Source organism: Scardovia wiggsiae (genome assembly GCF_051045985.1).
GTDB classification, from domain to species: Bacteria; Actinomycetota; Actinomycetes; order Actinomycetales; family Bifidobacteriaceae; genus Scardovia; species Scardovia wiggsiae.
In genome coordinates this window covers 276,660-293,854 of the sequence record NZ_CP157350.1, presented here as the reverse complement: position 1 = coordinate 293,854, position 17,195 = coordinate 276,660, and the positions used below count along the sequence as shown (strand labels likewise).

General features: G+C 56.4%; 8 protein-coding genes. 1 reads left to right on the top strand and 7 read right to left on the bottom strand.

The annotated features are described in order from the left end of the window. Window positions 1-93: 93 nt before the first annotated feature. The 5 genes from ABKA16_RS01180 to ABKA16_RS01160 form a co-directional block, all read right to left on the bottom strand. A complete protein-coding gene (locus tag ABKA16_RS01180; protein ID WP_380999595.1) occupies window positions 94-834 on the bottom strand; it encodes a holo-ACP synthase in 741 nt (246 codons plus the stop codon). After that, a complete protein-coding gene (locus ABKA16_RS01175) occupies window positions 812-10,489 on the bottom strand; it encodes a fatty acid synthase subunit beta domain-containing protein (protein ID WP_380999597.1) in 9,678 nt (3,225 codons plus the stop codon). The genes ABKA16_RS01180 and ABKA16_RS01175 overlap by 23 nt, the downstream gene beginning before the upstream one ends. A 115-nt stretch (window positions 10,490-10,604) precedes the next feature. After that, a complete protein-coding gene (locus ABKA16_RS01170; protein WP_380999599.1) occupies window positions 10,605-12,242 on the bottom strand; it encodes an acyl-CoA carboxylase subunit beta in 1,638 nt (545 codons plus the stop codon). Then, entirely contained in the window at window positions 12,242-14,203 is a 1,962-nt protein-coding gene (locus ABKA16_RS01165; protein WP_380999600.1) for a biotin carboxylase N-terminal domain-containing protein, read from the bottom strand. The genes ABKA16_RS01170 and ABKA16_RS01165 overlap by 1 nt, the downstream gene beginning before the upstream one ends. A 21-nt stretch (window positions 14,204-14,224) precedes the next feature. After that, window positions 14,225-15,286 carry a biotin--[acetyl-CoA-carboxylase] ligase gene (locus tag ABKA16_RS01160; protein WP_007147632.1) on the bottom strand — a complete coding sequence of 354 codons (1,062 nt, stop codon included), beginning with the start codon at window positions 15,284-15,286 and terminating at the stop codon, window positions 14,225-14,227. A 265-nt stretch (window positions 15,287-15,551) separates the two neighbouring features. On the opposite strand from ABKA16_RS01160, the gene ABKA16_RS01155 reads away from it, so the two are divergent. Further along, window positions 15,552-16,187 carry a biotin transporter BioY gene (locus tag ABKA16_RS01155; RefSeq protein WP_380999601.1) on the top strand — a complete coding sequence of 212 codons (636 nt, stop codon included), beginning with the start codon at window positions 15,552-15,554 and terminating at the stop codon, window positions 16,185-16,187. Window positions 16,188-16,298: 111 nt separating this feature from the next. On the opposite strand, the gene ABKA16_RS01150 is transcribed toward ABKA16_RS01155, so the two are convergent. Both ABKA16_RS01150 and ABKA16_RS01145 read right to left on the bottom strand, forming a co-directional pair. Further along, entirely contained in the window at window positions 16,299-16,616 is a 318-nt protein-coding gene (locus ABKA16_RS01150) for a hypothetical protein (RefSeq protein WP_380999603.1), read from the bottom strand. A 109-nt stretch (window positions 16,617-16,725) separates the two neighbouring features. After that, window positions 16,726-17,133: a hypothetical protein gene (locus tag ABKA16_RS01145; protein ID WP_380999605.1), complete on the bottom strand. Its 408-nt coding sequence runs from the start codon at window positions 17,131-17,133 to the stop codon at window positions 16,726-16,728. Window positions 17,134-17,195 lie beyond the last annotated feature (62 nt).

Here is a 17,195-nt window from a genome sequence, read left to right as displayed (position 1 = left end):
ATCAGTTATTTTTATAATCCGTTATATCAGATATGCAGGTATGCCGGCTGCTGCAAGCTGCAGGCGTTGAGGCTGTACCGTCGTATGAGCAGATCAGCAGTTCCCGGCTGCAGAGGCTGCGCCGGCAGTATGGGCAGTACCGGCGGTACCGGTGATCTCCAGGATCATTGCTACCGCAGAAGCAACAGGCCCGTCATGGCTCAAAGATACATGGATATCAATATATGGTGATGCCCTACAGCCGGCTTTCCCGCAGCCGCTTTCTTCCCTGCCTTCGATACCCCCCTCTTTGTTCCCAGCACGCACGCCCAGGCTGCTGCTGAGATACTGCTCCATTTCTGCAGAAAGAGTGATATGCGGTACGCCCCTGTTGTCTGAAACGACTTCCACTTCCCTCCATGGGAAGTTATCCACAGTGTACGGATAAGTGTAAGACGTCCGGGTACCCGGTTCCCCAGCGCTGCTGTCAGTCCCTCCGCTGCAGCGCGACAGAGCCTCGCACCATGCCTTAAGGAATGCTTCTTTGCCCGCCCAGCGCGCAGCCAGATGGGCAGCTATTTTATCCCCTTTAGCAGCACTGCGCTGCTGGGACTGGCGTATTTCGCGCACCGAAAAGGCGCAGGCGAGAAACTCGGACTCCGGCGCAGCGCACTGTGCAGAAAATTCCTGCACACTGACCACGTCATGCCCAAGCCCTGCCACGATATACCGCGGCCCCTGCGGCTCCGACAGGCCTTGCGCCGGATAGGGGGATTCGTGCTGCGCAGGCGGAGGGGTAGCTTGCCCCCCAGCCTGCGCAGTATCGTGCATATTATTGTGCATTCCTGAATTCATAATACCCATTATCTGCCAGACGTGCCTGAGGGTCAAGCAGCATAGCCTTTTCCGCCTCGTGGGAATCATAATGGCGGGAATCCTCGTGGAAGCGGCGGTTATCGATCAGCTCAAACAAAGGTTTCCTGCCGATCATACCATCCCTGCGGTGGCGGCCGCCCTCAGCAAGGCGCTTATTGGCCCTTCCTTTCCATGTACGGAGGGCATCCTGCCCATAAGCATGCTCTACCGCTGCTTCAAAAGCACCAGGATGGACAAGCGCTATGAAGCCCGACACATGACCAAACCCTAGGGAAGTGACCAGGCCGGCCTTGATAGTGTGATGCGCCTTGCCCAGATCCAGAGGCCTGCGCAGCCAAACCATAAGGTCATCGCCCGCAAGCTCCGGGTCTACGCAGTCCAGGGATGCATTAGCCGGGATAATACCCGATGCGAACACCTGGACCAGGCCGTTTATCTGGAAGATAGCCGCCCCTCCCTTGGCATGGCCGGTAAGGGTCTTCTGAGAAATAACATACAGAGGGTTGCCTTCGGACCTGCCGATAGCATGCGCCAGCGTGTTATGAAGTTCAGACTCGTTAGGGTCATTAGCATTCGTTGACGTGTCATGCTTGGAGACCACAGCTATATCATCCGGGGCGATACCCAGTGCAGCAAGCTGACGGACAAGCGCCGAATCACGGCCGCCGCGGGCCGCTGCAAGCGCCCCAAGCCCAGGGGCGGGGATCGATGTGTGGGCGCCGTCTGCGAACGAGTTAGCGTACCCGACGACGGCTGCAACCGGAAGGCCGAGTTTCATGGCCAGGTCACCGCGCGTGATGAGTATGGTCCCCCCGCCCTGGGCTTCGAGGAATCCTCCTCGGCGGCGGTCGTTCGCCCTGGAGAAGAACCTGCTGTCAATACCTTTGCCGTACATCTCCTCAGAGTTGGCCGTGGCATTCATATCGCCGAAACCGTTTACAGACTCGACGCCAATATCATCGATCGCACCGGTAACAACAAAATCTGCCTTGCCGAGCTTAATCTTATCGACGCCCTCTTCAAGCGATACGGCTGCAGTTGCACAGGCGGATACTGGCTGTATCATGTTGCCGTAACCGCCAACGTAGGACTGCATTACATGTGCCGCAACAACATTGGGCAATGCTTCCTGAAGGATATCCGTCGGGTACGCCTGGCTCAGGTAACGGTTTACATACAGCTGCCGCATGGAATTCATGCCGCCGAAACCGGTGCCCTGCGTTGAAGCGAGCATTGACGGATGTATGGACTGGAGTATTTCTGAAGGCGAGAAACCTGCGGAAATAAAGGCATCGACCGTGGTCACAATGTTCCATAGGGCGATTGGGTCCACGGAATCGACCATAGATGCCGGTATACCCCACTTGCGCGGATCAAAGCCCTTCGGGAACTGCCCGCCCACAGTCCGCGTCATGACTGCACGCCGCGGCACGAAAGCGGAAGCGCCCTGCGTACGTGTAACGAGCCATTCATCCGACCCGTCATCATGACGGATAACAGTATGCTCACTGTCAGCATCCATATATTCACGCGCCGCAGCCTCATTCGCCACACTGAACGTGACGTCGTGGTCGAGGAAAACTTCCGCAGACTTGCTGTCAGTCCCATGAAGGTAATCTGACCCCATGCCGTCATCGAACGGGCGGATGCCGCTCCGCGCTACAACATCGTCATGGAATTTTTCGTAAATATCCTCTTCCGCGACGAGGTTGCCGTCAGTATCGATCCAACCGGGTTCGGGCGAATCCTGCCATGAGATGAGGCCCATATTCCATGCCAGTTCCAGCACACCTTCAGCACTCAGGTCAACGGTACCGTCCGCTGCAATGCCCAGTTCGGCATCACGGCGGGTACGCCCGGAACCCCATGTACCCAGTTCGCCAATGGAAACAATAACTACCTCATCTTCAGGGCGGGCAGTCACGGAATCCCATTCACCCATCCTGACCTCAGGCTGCTGCGGTGTATGGAGGGTGGGAAGGGCCTTGACTTCAGAAGTATCTTTACGGGTGTTTTCTGAAGCCGCCTCTGCAGAAGCACCAGCCTTTGCAGAAGGATCCGGGGCAATCCCTGCGGGAGAACCCGGAGTGTCCCCGGCCTCTAAGGAGGCTCCGGACACATTTTCCGGAACAGTGCCGGCATCGCTATGCTCTCCGCTGCTGTCAGTTTCGGGTCCGGTACCTGATCCGGCCAGGGCTTCCTCGCGCAGCTGGGACATATCGATATCCAGAGACCCCATTCCGCCTGTAAGGTCAGCCTCGACAGGATCCTGTTCAGCCTGCTCGCGGGCTTCTGCCGAAGACAGCTTAAGGAGCTCGGCTGCTATCTCTTCAGTACTGTAGGTCCGAACCCCCCGGCGTTCAATAGCCTCGACAAGCGGATCGTTCCCGCCCATCAGGCCGGTACCGCGTACCCAGCCGATCCGCGGATGGGCAAAGGTAACGGTGCCGGACCAGTCTTTTTCGACCCGGGACCGGTTGACTATGGCATCAAAAGCACTCTTGACTTCGCCGTATGCGCCGTCACCGCCAAGGGTGCCGCGGTTAGGCGATCCCGGAAGCACCACATGCAGGCGATGGTCCACATCGGTGTCCGCCCCAAGAACGCCCAGCCGGGAGATAAGCCTCTCGACCCCCCAGAGCATAAGCCTGGCTTGGGATTCAAAAAGCTCGCCGGAATCAGACAGCGTGCCGTGGACGCCCGGCGCGGCGAATGGGAACAGCAGCGTCGGGGCGTATGCCGGTTTGACCACAGTGGTTGTTGCGCCATGGGTCTCTTTCTGCTCATTGCCTACCCACGCAGCAAGCGCATCCACATCGCGGTAACTGGACAGGTTTGCCGGGACTATCCACAGGCGTGCTTCCCCTGCGGCATGCGTACGGTATATCTCTTTAGCCCACTGGATGAAACCGGTGTCAAAAGAATAGCTTGTTGCAATAACGGTTGCGCCGCCTGCAAGCAGCTGGGCAGCCACCTGTCCTGCGATCGACTTTTCAGATGCGCCGGTAACTACAGCAATATCACGGGCGAATGGGAGCGTGCCGGCATCTTCCTGTGCAGAAGGTACTGTGCGCAAAGCCTCCCGGGATATACGGCCGAATGTTTCCGCATGGCGCGCAGCCTCTCCCCCGTGCAGCCTGGCCTGCTGTGCATACCATGCTGCCTGGCGGGCCACAGCCTCCCCTGCACCCGTATAGCTTTCCGCAGCGCATTGTTCATCATCGCCGTAATAGATATGCGCAAGGTCCTCGCGTGCACTGGCCCAGCGGTCGTCCAGAAGGACAGCTTTGCGCGCATCGAACCGCGGGGAAACGAGTTTCGGCCACTGCGGGCCAAGCTCGGCGTTGACCATATCAACGATCCCACTGTTATCCTCCGTTTCCTCAGCAGATCCTGAAGCTTTTATGCCAAGCTTGTCCAGGATGAAACGCGCTGCGGATGCGAGGATGCCCGATTCCCCTGTGATCTGCTCGGAGAATTCTTTCAGGGCCGCAGAATCCACCATCGCCCCAGCCCCGGCAGACTGTGCCGACTGCGGGGCTACCGTAACGCCATGAGCCGCAGCTACTGCCTGGACTGCTTTATCAATAAGCGCGTCAGCACCGGAAGTATTGGATACTGCGCCGACAGGAAGTGTGGCCAGATCGCCGCCGCGCGTGCTGACACCCTCACGGGTCCCCAGAAGCAGTTCTGCAGTAACGAATGCTGCCCAGCCATCACCCAGGCCCCAGGCATCATGCACATGCTGCGCAATATGGGACTGTTTCACGCCTGCCGAACCGAACAGCTGGTGGATACGCTCCCGCACAGCGTCGGAAAGCACATGGCCGAAAGCCTTATACCGGGGAGCTGCCTTGGTTATAGTCGGCTCAAGCGCGCTGACAGCTGCTTCAGCAGCACCTTCAATGCTGGGGACACCCAGCTCTGCACTCATATCCATAAGCAGCTGGTTGCGCCGTGAAGATACGCCATTGGTCAGGGTATCAGTAGTGTCCTGTACCCCGATCTGGTCTGGACGGATCTTTGCGCTGTATGCTATCAGCGTCCTGATGCCGTCCCACGCTGTGAACGGGATATCTTCAGCAGGCGCGGCGCCGGAAGCGGGAACAGTACCGGCGGAACCGGCAACACCGGAAGCTCCGGCAGACGCAGCAAGTGCAGTATTAGTATCTGCTGCCTTTGCCGGCTCTGCTGCACCCTGCCCAGCGGCAGGCGCGGTTGCCGGGCTGGCAGCCTCCCCAGCAGAAGCAGCCTCGGAAACACCCGGCTCGGTATCAGCCTCAGGTTCCGTCTGCTCAACAAGCGAATCCGGGTCATCGTCTGTCATATAGACACGCTTCTCATCGCGGCCTGCATTGAATACATCCACAGTTACGCCTGCAAACTCGGGGAGCAGCAGGGTGCGGGACCCGAGGTTCGCCAGCGTTGGGGAATTGCCAAGACCGACTTCAACATAATTTTCAACTCCAAGGCCGCCCCTCCCTTCAGGGGTGAACAGCAGGCTCTGGGTTTCGATCCACCGTACGGGGGATGCAAACTGCCAGCATAGGAGTTCGATAAGAAGGAGCCGCGCGAGTTTGCCTTCGTCAGCGGCATACTCATTCCACCGATCATCATTGTCTGCAATCGCGCGCAGCTGTTCTGAAGGTACCACATCAAGGATAGCCCGGGCGAAATCGCGGGTCAGCTCAAACGGGCGTGCTACCAGGTTGGGGATATAACGCCCTACAAGCCGGCGGTACTTAATATCTTCAGGAAGCAGGGAATCCAGTTTTGCGCGGAACTCCGGAACACCTTTGCGCAGCAGGGTGGAATGGAACGGGACGTCAATGCCAGGGACCAGCATAAACGGCTTCTTGCCGCCCGCTTCACGCGCACGGCGGGAAGAATCCTTCTCAAGCGCTTTCAGTCCGGCAATAGTCCCTGCTATTGCATACTGGGAGCCTGCAAGGTTATAGTTAACGATCTGCAGGAATTCACCTGACTGGCGTGATATATCATCAATGTAACCGTTAACATGGGCATCATCCACACCGAACTGGTTCGGGCGCAGAGCCCCCATACGGTAATTCGACCGGCCCTGTGCATCGCGTTCAATAAGATGGTGCATGGTGGAGCCGCGGTGGAAGACCAGCTCAAGCTCTGTTTCCAGTGGGATTATCTGGGCAAAAGCACTCAGTGCGTTATATTCCCCCAGGGAATGCCCGGCAAAATATGCGGGCTCGAAAACCATTCCCGCTTCACGCAAACGGGCGGTCTGCGCCTGGGCCACGGTTGCCAGCGCGACCTGGGTAAACTGTGTCAGGTTGAGCAACCCTTCAGGATGCCGGTATGTCACGCCGCGCGCTGTAAGTTCCTTAGGGTTATCGCGCACAACAGCAAGTATGGAGAACCCGAGCCTGCTGCGGGTAAGCCTGTCTGCGCGCTCCCACACCTGGCGGGCTGCCGGCGACTGCGCGCGCTCATCAAGCGTCATGCCCTGCTTCTGGATCCCCTGCCCCGGGAACACATAAGCTGAAGTATAAGGCCGGCACACGGCAGTGGCACGGGATACGATCTCTTCACCGATGCGGCATGTCACTTCAATAACGATCCCGCCGTCATTGACCTTGCCTACGCGCTCGACGCTGATCTCAACGCGGTCATTCAGCTGGACCATGCCGTACATGGCATACGTCCATCCTGCGATCTCATAGTGTGCACCCTTGGTATCTGCCGCCTGCACAACATGCTGCGCAGCCGCAGACAGCCACATCCCGTGGACCAGCGGGGCCTGGAGCCCTGATACACGCGCTGCACGGGCTGACGTATGGATCGGGTTGAAATCCCCTGATACACGCGCGAAGGCAGTCATATTATCCGGCGCCTGCACTGTAACGCGGCGCAGCAGACGGCGCGCAGCCGGGCGGATGTCCGCCTTTATGCCGCCGTAATCAGGGGCATCTGCAGGCAGCTGTGAAGAATAGACACGTCCGCGTATTGCGAAACGCTCCGTCTCACGGGCCAGTACGGTACCGTCCTGACCGGCGTGCTCCACATGTATAGTGACTACACGCCCGGCTGAAGATTCCTGGAAATCATCGGCCCAGCTCTTCAGATCTATACGCTGGCCATAATACCCCTGCAGCTGTGCATCGCTGACAAGCAGCTCAACGGAATGGTCCAGATGGACAGCATTAAGCAGGCCTTCAATGATTGGGGTCTCCCCTACGTAAACAGAGCCGAGCGCAGTATATATCGCAGGCCATGCCGGTCCCGTAAGCGCATCAGGAACAATACCTGAGGGGATGAGAGACTGCGGCAGATGGCCTGCGGTAGCACTCTCATGGTCATACCCCAGATTTGCGCTGAGCGTATAATGGGCAGCCGCTATACCGAACGGATGGGCTGCATCTTTTGTTTCAGGGGATATCTCAGGCATACGGTCAAGTACATCGCCTGTGACAGCAGTATTGCCGATACCGGCGGTCCCTGCAAGGAGTGCATAGATATGCCCCTTCAGACGGTCACGGTCTACGACCGGCATGCGGAATGGATGGCCGTGGTCCACAATAAGCGGGATAACAATATGCCGCACAGCGTAAGGCTCCTGTTCACCGGTCCCATGCCGCCTTTCACCATCCCAGAATGTATCAAGATGGATATCAAGGTCATAAAACTCCTGCATCCCCTGTGTCTGGACATGTGTCAGCGTATAGTTCGGGTCATCCCTGCGGGTATTGTACGCGGGGTTGTCCATAACATGCCCGACCCATGAAATCGTTGGGGATTGGCGGATAAAGGCCTCGTCATCATCGCATCCTTCCTGGGCGGAAAGGCTGGCAGGGGTCCGGTACCCTTCTTTACTGTCCGCAGCGCGGACACGGTCAGCAACGGTTTTATCAAAACGGGAGAGGATATCTACTACGGGTTCGTTCATTGTTGTAATGCCCGCAACGGAAAGCGGCCCGGGGATTATCCGTACAGAATCGGCGCTGTACCGGCTATCTTCAGCCTGCCACAGCTGGTCGCGCCCCCACCAGCGCAGAAGGTCCCCGTCGATCACAGGGACGAACGGCAGCGGTTTCGGATATTCCTGGGACAGCTGCGGGAACCATGCGGCATCTGTGGCAGCCACATGGGCGGTACGGGACTCTGGGTATTCCCTGAGCAATATTTCCAAGGCCTGCTGCGGGTCTTCCACAGCCTGCGCATCAGAAAATACTGAAGTGAATGTGCCTTTATCCTGCTCATTGATACGCGCTTCAATACGGTGGAGGAGGTGGAGGAACCGCAGCCCGAAAGTCCTGTCTGCCCACGGATAGGTCAGTTCCACAAAACGCTGGGCCCACTCATAGTAGGTCATATCTTCCACATCGCCGAAATACGGCTTGGCAGTGTTGTCAAGCGCCTTGATGATCTCATCCCTGCGGCTTTCCAGCTCTTCAGGATGCTTCTCCAGATGCACGATCAGGCGCCCCGCGCGCGCAGAAGCATTTTCGATCTCATAAATATCAGCATGAAGATGGCTCAGCCCTGAAGACATACCGCCGGCAACCCCTCCACTGGGTACCCAGCTTTCCCCCAGCGGCGCAAAAGGGTCCCCGTTCTTTTCAGTATCTGTGATCCCGGGCGTTTCCACAAGGAATTTTTTGACCTGCGGGCTTGTATGGGCTTCTTTCGCCGTCATCAGTGCGGTCCCCACAAGCACACCGTCAACAGGCATCGCAGGCAGGCCGTACTGCTCAGACCACTGGCCGGAAATATAATCTGCCGCACGCTCAGGTGTCCCGATACCGCCGCCGGCAACCAGGACGACATTATGCCGGGCACGGATATCCGCATATGTGTTTACCAGCAGGTCATCAAGGCTTTCCCATGAATGATGCCCGCCTGCAGCACCGCCTTCAACTTCCATGATCACGGTAACCGGATCAGCTTCCTTCGCGATATCCAGTACCTGCCTGATTTGTGCAACAGTACCGGGTTTGAAAACAACATAGGTGAACCCGTCATCATGGAGCTGCGTTATCAGCTCCATAGCTTCGTCGGCCTCAGGGATACCTGCTGAAATCACTACCCCGTCAACAGGGGCACCTGAGATACGCGCCTTGGATACTATCCGCTTCCCCCCAAACTGGAGGTTCCACAGATACCTGTCCATAAACATGGCGTTGAATTCTACGGATGTGCCTTCGTCAAGCAGGCTTTTAAGCCGCGCAATATTATTGTCGAACACTTCCTCAGTGACCTGCCCGCCGCCGGCAAGCTCGGCCCAGTACCCGGCGTTGGCCGCAGCCGCAGGCAGATCCGGCTCTACCGTTGTAGGGGTCATACCTGCTACCATGATGGGCGAACGGCCTGTCAGGCGGGTAAAGGCAGTACTGACTTTGTCACCGGCCTCAGTGCTGACAATATGTGGCGCAAACTGCGACCAGTCTTCAGCTGGTTTATATGTACGGCCGGGCGTAGCAAGGTCAAGGCGCTTGCCGGCACTTGCAGCGCTGACGACGCCGGCACCGGTGCCTTCAATAAGGGCTGCAGTAAGCTTTTCTGCAACGACGCCCGGGCCGTAATCGATAAACCAGAGCGTCTGCCCGTCACGCTGGCTGCTTTCACTGCCGGCGCCGGGCTCATCTGTGCTTCCGGAATCCGTGCCTTCGCCGTTGGCGGAGGCTTCCTTCCATGCACGGTAATCGCTGAGTATCCCCTCAATCTGGGCCGCCCAGTCAACAGTGTCAACGAGTACGGCCCGGGCCAGGCGCCGCGCATATCCGCTGTCGATGCCGCACTCGTCAGCCCAGCGGCCGACAAGCTCCACCGCGTCTGCGAGTACCGGCGAATGGAAGGGGATCGATACCTCCAGATACTCCACTGACGGATCGAATACGCTGCCTCCCCGCACTTTCTGTTCACGCAGCTTCTGCTGATGCTTATGCTCATTGTTTATGCAGGTTTCAAGCTTGCGCAGGTCCTCAGGATAACCCGATACCACATAATTATCGCGTGAATTTTTCACACCGATAACGATTTCGCCCTGACGCTCAGGGACCCGTGAAATAAGTACTTCGATCTGTTCGCGGGTGGCCCCTTTAACAGACAGCATGGGTGATGCACCCTTCACCGGGACGATCCCCCGTGCACCGGCGATACGGCTTCCCGCAGCGCCAATCAGGCGCGAAACAGCCAGTATGGATGTAATCTGCGCATCAGCCCCGGCCTGGGATATTTCGCCGCGGGCAAGGCGGCTGAGCACATCTACGATATCAGTTGACAGAAGCCCCTGTGAATGTCCGGCTGCCCTGACAAATGAACCGGGAGCAAAAGGCATCCCCAGCTCTTTCGAGTCTAGAAGGGCTGCCAGCTGTGCCAGTACAACTCCGGGCACACTGACCTCAGCATACCTGGCATCCCCCAGGATAAGGCTCTGCGATGCATAGGAGAAAAGGTCCAGGCGCCTCCCATAGACCGTCAGAAGCTCAGTTGCCGCAGGCTGCAGCAGCGCCTCAGCAGCAGCATCGTAGGCACGCAGCTGTTCGAGGAGCCGGCTGTTCTGTGCAGCTTCATCCACAGTGCTGGTCCATGGCGTTGACTGCCCGGCGAAAAGGAAAGCATGCGGCTGGGTATCCATAGAGGAAAAGAACGAGTTGTCCATTGTATTACCTTTTTCTGTATTATTTTTTTGCATTATCGGTTTCTTCTGTGCTTTTATTATTTATTTGCTGTAGATATTTCTTCTGTTACAATCTGCATCCCGCGTTTCTGCGCGTTTACAGAGGCTGGTTACCGTGCCTCCTCGCATACCGTGGCTGGGCTTTTTTATCTTTGAGCAGTTCAAGCGCCTGCGAAACAGCAGAACGGGTATCCTCGGGATCGATCATGCTGTCTATCTCTCCTATCTCCAGGGAAAGGTTGGCATTCACCGTGGTCTGCTCATATTCTTCAACGAGTTTCTGCCTCAGCCCGTCTACATCGCCGCCATCATCTGCAGTACGGCGGAGTTCCTTGCGGTGAAGGATATTCACGGCACCCTGCGCGCCGAGGACGGCTATCTGCGAATTGGGCCAGGCGAGGTTGATGTCGGCGCCCATCGATTTCGACCCCATAACAATATATGCGCCGCCAAAAGCCTTGCGCAGGATCACAGTAACCAGGGGCACCTGCGCGTTGGCGTATGCATAGATCACTTTGGCACCGCGGCGGATAATGCCGGCATGCTCCTGGTCGCTGCCAGGCTTATATCCCGGGACATCCACAAGCGTAACGACAGGGACGTTGAAGGCATCGCAGAGCCGGACAAAGCGGGCAACTTTTTCAGACGATTCAACGTCAAGGCTGCCGGCACGCACACAAGGCTGGTTGGCAACTATCCCCACACTGCGTCCGTTGATGCAGGCGAACCCTGTTACCACGCTTTGCGCAAAAAGCTCATGGACCTCAATGAATTCACCGTAATCTGCAATGCAGCGGATCACGTCAAGCACGTCATAAGGCTGACGATCATTCTCAGGGACAATATGGCTTATACGTTCTGCTGCAAGGTCCTCCGCACGCCCTTCGGCATAAGCATAGGAAGGAGGGGCGCTTTCGCAGCTGGAAGGCAGATAGGCCAGGAGCGTACGGGCATAATCAATGGCATCGGCCTCGTTTTCACCCAGATAGTGTGCTACGCCCGATGTGGCATTATGCACATGCCCGCCGCCAAGGTCTTCCATGGAGATATGCTCGCCGGTAGCAGCTTTCACAACCTCCGGCCCTGTAACAAACATATAGGAATTCTCTTTGGTCATGATCACAATATCGGTGAGTGCTGGGCAATATACCGCACCGCCCGCGCAGGGGCCGAGGATCAGCGATATCTGAGGTATGTATCCTGATGCCTGGCATGTTTTTCTGAATATCCGGCCGTACTGCGTCAGGGCCTCTACACCTTCCTGGATACGGGCACCGCCGGAATCTATGACTGCTATGACAGGCACTTTCAATTCCATTGCCATATCAAGCAGATGGCATATCTTTTTGCCCTCTGCCCGGCCCATAGTCCCCCCGCGGACGGAAAAATCCTGGGCATATACTCCGGCTGTCCGGCCCATGATCTGTCCGAAGCCGGTCACAACAGCTGAACCCGGGATATCTTTATTGATATTGCCGCCGCTGAAACGCCCTATTTCATGGAAGGTCTTGTCATCAAAAAGGAGGTCAAGGCGTTCACGCGCCGTATATTTCCCTTTTGGATGCTGGCGCTCCCGGGCGTTTTCCTCTGCATCAGCCGCAAGCTTTGCCGCGTGGACGATCTCCGCGCGGATTGGCTGCCGCCCTGCCGTAGTAATGACTGATGACGAGGCTGCCGGCGGCACTGGTATCTGTAAAGATACTTCCTGCTCATCCAGTGTATGTACTGCTGCCATTATTTATCCCCTTCTTTCCGGTCTCTGTCAACCGCCCCATCATTGTCCGCCCTGCTGACGGTACCATCGGCGCCGCTGGTGCTGCCTGCCCTATCCGCGGCAGTACTGCCGGCATCTTCCGGATCGGCAGAAGCCTCCCCGGGACCGTCCTGAGAGATAGTTACCAGAGGGTCGCCTGCATCGACACTGTCAGAAGGCCCAACCATGATCTCAGCCACACGCCCTGACAGGGGGGCATAAACATAATTTTCCATTTTCATAGATTCGAGGACCACGAGAAGATCGCCTTTGGAAACCTTCTGATTCGTAGCAACATTGACCCGCGTGACCACAGCCTGCATAGGGGCGCTGATCTGCCCATTGGAATCGGACGATGCCCGTGACCCGCTGTCAGCATGCGCCGTGCTGAGCCCGTTCCCTCTCAGGGGCTGGGCCGGGCGGCGCTGCGAACGCAGCCGTCCCTGGGTAAGCAGCCCCACAAAATCTGTGGGGACGTTGAGCCGCACACGCTTGCCGTTGATCTCCATAATAAAGGACTGCGGCGCAACGCTGCCTATTATCTCCTGCGGGGACTGCATCTGGACAAGGCTCTGCGGCATGCCTGCCCGCGCAGAAGCAGCGCTCTGCGAAAGGTAGTTCTTCTCCAGCCAACGTGTAGTAACAGCAAAGCTGCCGTTTTCGGCGGTGAAATCAGGATTGTGGAATATATCGCGGTACAGTTCGCAAGGTGTTGTGATCCCTGTGATCTCAAATTCATCAAGTGCCCTCAGCACGCGGGGTATAGCCTCTTCACGGGTACGGGCAGTAATGATGATCTTTCCCATCATGGAATCGAATTTGGGTGAAACAGTGTTGCCTTCAGCCACGCCGAAATCGATCCGTATGCCCGGGCCTGAGGGGAAATGGAGGTGCTCTATGGTGCCGGAGCCCGGGGTAAGGTTTTTCTGCGGGTCTTCGCTGGTGATACGCAGCTCGAAACTGTGTCCGCGCGGCTCCCCTGCCCGGGTAAGCTCTTTGCCGTCTGCAATATTGAGCTGCTCCCGTACAAGGTCGATCCCGCATACTTCCTCGCTTACCGTATGCTCTACCTGCAGGCGGGGGTTGACTTCCAGGAAATACACGTCGCTTGTTGGGGTCACCATGAATTCGCAGGTCCCCAGGCCTTCATATCCGACTGAATCAAAAAGCCTGCGGGAGTACGTCATCAGGCGTGCCTGCACTTTGTCGCTGAGGAAAGGCGCAGGGGCCTCTTCAATGAGTTTCTGGTTCCTGCGCTGTACAGAGCAGTCGCGGGTGGAATACACGGTAAAATTCCCCAGCGAATCACGCCCGCACTGCGTTTCCACATGCCGCGCGTGGGCTACGAATTTCTCAATGAAGTATTTGCCCAGATCACTGCCCTGGAGGGAATCGTGGGCAGAGTAGAAAGACCTGAGCCCGTCTTCGTCCTTCACTACAGTAATGCCGCGCCCGCCGCCGCCATCGGTACGCTTCATCATTACCGGATACCCATAGCTTGCCCCGAATTCCACCAGTGTGTGCACATCATCGACGGGTTCGCTGATGCCCGGCACCGGCGGAACCTGCGCTACATGGGCCACACGCCGGGCGCTGATCTTATCCCCAAGGTCTTCAAGCACCTGCGGTCTGGGGCCGACCCATATAAGCCCGCGTTCCAGCACATGCGCAGCAAAATCTGCAGATTCCGAGAGGAACCCGTATCCCGGGTGTATGGCATCTGCCCCGCTGCGGCGGGCAATATCAAGGATTGCATCCTGATTAAGATATGTTTCGTTATATGTATCCCCGGGAAGATAATACGCTTCTGTCGCCTGGTCAACATAAGGGGCGCGGCGGTCCGGCTCGGAGTATACGGCTACCGTTTCAATACCCATTTCCTTTGCCGTGCGGATAACACGCAGGGCGATCTCGGACCTGTTGGCAACGAGCAATTTTTTCATATCAGACTCCCTTATATACCCTTATCTGCCCTTGTTTACTGTGCTGTTTACAGTTACTGTGTGTATTGTGTGCTGCGCAGGCTGCGGAACGCCGGCAGAAACATCCCCGACGGTTATACGCCGCCGGGAACCGTCTTCAAGCCCGACAGTCAGCGAAGCATCAGCAGATATCCCTTTCGCCGTGCCCGTAAATGTTTCGCCTGAGGGGAGTGAGACAGTTACAGGCTGGGCCCTGAGAAAATCAAGCTTTTCAGCCCTGTTTCTGAGGTACCGGCATGTTTCTGACGGCGAGGACTTAAAATCAGACAGCATCTGCGACAGGCGCACAGCGATACTTTCAGCGAGCCCGTCCCGGAAAGCTGCAAATGAAGGCCCTGCAGCCGGGACATCCATAACAGAGCTGAGCGATGTCGCATCAAACCCGTTAAATTTCTCAGCGGGGACTGCGCAATTGATCCCTATCCCAATCACAGCAAGAACCATAGGCTCTCCCCTGCCGGCAGCCGCAGTACCTTCACGTGAAGTATCCCTGTCGGAACCGCCATCAAGGCTATCTGTCCCCAGACGGATCAATATGCCGCCGAGCTTCCTGCCGTCCATGTAAATATCATTAGGCCATTTAAGCTTCAAACTGGCAGGTACAGGGATAGCAGCACCGCTATTATTACGTCTATCAGATCCCCCCGGCAGGGCAGATGCCGTATCCTCAGGCTGGCTGGCGCCGGAGCACGAAACAAACATATCTTCCAACGAATCTGCTGCGGCCACGCCGGCGAGCACCGTCAGCCAGTTTGAATACCCTTTAGTGACAGCCTCCTGAGGGATGGCTGCAGCAAAAGAGGCAGTCAACGACCCTCCCGGATAGGAGACCCACTCGCGCCCAAGCCGCCCATGCCCGCCTGTCTGGTTATCGGCGATAACGGCTATACAATTTTTTGTAGATTCTAACAAGAACCGGGTATCGCTGCCGGACCCGCCGGCAGTATGTTCGAATGCATAGTCATTCGTAGAGTTAACAGTGTCCAGATGAACTAGCCTTATATGCCCCGAACGATCCCGATCCCATCTTTTCCCATAAAACACAACTTCCAAAGTACTACAATCATGCGGATAGCGCTTTATATAAACCTATAAAAATTGTACCTGTTTTTTATCGATCCCAACAATAAACAGGGCATGTGCGTACAGCTATCATAGTGTATGAAATTTACCTGAAATATGTGGAAAACTGTAGGGAAAATACAAAATCAGCAGTAAAATTTTGTTGTTTTATACAAATTTTCCAGGAAAACGGCTGTATATGGCCGGTTACGTAACCGATTTTCAGGAAAACACTAAAGGAGCATTTATGGAAACTCTGTCAGGCCTTATCCCGCGGCTGCGCGCCGCAGCTGCACACCACCGGCTGCTCTCCTCAGCACTGCGGTCCACCATCGCCCTGATCTCCCTGGTCATCGCCAATGCCCTGGGACGCATCCCCATTCCAGGTACACCGGTAGGGATCACCCTGCAGACAGGGACCCTTATGTGCATGGCGCTGGCGCTTTCGCTAAGCGAAATCACCGCAGCGGTAGGCGCATATATTGCATTAGGCGCTATGGGGGCACCCGTATTTTCAGGAGGGATGTCCGCCGCCGCACTTATAGGGCCCAGCGCAGGTTTTATCTGGGGGTTCCTCGCAGCTACACTTATCTCCGCACTGCTGGCCGGCGCAACATGGTCCCATTCCGCAGCAGCGGATAGCGGGCATACACACAAAGCGCTGCTCGCACTGCGCTATGCCGCTTCCTGTGCAGCAGGGCTTATGGCCGCCCTTTACGGCATTGGCATTGGGGTGCAAAGCATTATTACGCATATCCCTTTTATGTCTCTGCTTTATGCATCCGCGCCGTTCCTCATCCTTGATTCCATAAAAGTGGTGATCGCCGTCATGTTCGGCCTGTCGCTGGCAGCAGCACGGCAGCCAAATAATGAAGCTCAGTAAAAGCATTTGAGGGCATTTGAGGCGGGGCGCGCACTCGCTCGCGATCGCCGCACTTCCTTTGCGTCCGCAGGCAGCTCCAAAAGCAGGCAGCTGCCTAAAGCCGGCTCCCTGCTACTTGCCCTGCTTAAAATTCCGGCTGGCAGCCTGGTCACCTTCGCTTAAGGCAGCAGCGGCCTCCATGATACCCTGCTTATCGGATTCAGCCAGCAGCTCCCATGAGCCGAGGGCATCAGACACCGCTTCCACTACTGCACCATCATGCTGCTGGTTTCCCGGCACCTGCCCCTGCACAGCAATAAGCTCCATAGGGCAGTTCTGATAATCCGCCATCCCCGTAACAAGGTCAGAACCAGCTTTAGATGCTGTATCAGACTTAGAAACAATAGATCCTTCTCCAAACGATACAGTGCTTTTTGTTATATCCGCCATAGTATTTGCCTCCCTGCTGCTGTTTTCTGCTGTATATTCCTTTTTCTTTTCCAGTTTGTCTATATTGTCTATGCATAATTGTCTATGCATATCTGCCGGCTCAGGCCGGTCACGTGCCCTGTGAGTAGCCGCCCTTTCCGAGGCCTTCATCCAGGCGGCGGATATCCCTGGCATACTCGATATCCAGCTTCTCCATGGTGCCACGGATTTTATCCAGTTCAAGCCGAAGCCGGTCCTGTTCCTCGTCAAGCTCCAGGAGCTGCTCTTCGCGGAGAAGGCGGATACCATACAGGTCGTTATCAAAATGCCGGGGCAACGATCCTGCTGCAACCTGTTCGCTAATCAGCCGCTCAACCTGCATGCTGCATACATCGAATTCAGAACCCAGCTCTTCAAGCCCTTTCCTCAAGCCTTTAAGCTGTTCTTCACGGTCCGACATCTCATCCATTGATGCCGTATATTCCCTGCGCAGATCGTCATATCTGCGCGGCCTTTTGCGCTCAGGCAATAAACCCATAAAACTGTCTCCATTAATGGTGTTAAATTGTTAAATACTGGCCACACTCAAAAAATAAAAAT

Coding starts and splice junctions, on each gene's coding strand:
- ABKA16_RS01180 (WP_380999595.1), bottom strand. CDS start 834: ATGAATTCAGGAATGCACAATAATATGCACGATACTGCGCAGGCTGGG.
- ABKA16_RS01175 (WP_380999597.1), bottom strand. CDS start 10,489: ATGGACAACTCGTTCTTTTCCTCTATGGATACCCAGCCGCATGCTTTC.
- ABKA16_RS01170 (WP_380999599.1), bottom strand. CDS start 12,242: ATGGCAGCAGTACATACACTGGATGAGCAGGAAGTATCTTTACAGATA.
- ABKA16_RS01165 (WP_380999600.1), bottom strand. CDS start 14,203: ATGAAAAAATTGCTCGTTGCCAACAGGTCCGAGATCGCCCTGCGTGTT.
- ABKA16_RS01155 (WP_380999601.1), top strand. CDS start 15,552: ATGGAAACTCTGTCAGGCCTTATCCCGCGGCTGCGCGCCGCAGCTGCA.
- ABKA16_RS01150 (WP_380999603.1), bottom strand. CDS start 16,616: ATGGCGGATATAACAAAAAGCACTGTATCGTTTGGAGAAGGATCTATT.
- ABKA16_RS01145 (WP_380999605.1), bottom strand. CDS start 17,133: ATGGGTTTATTGCCTGAGCGCAAAAGGCCGCGCAGATATGACGATCTG.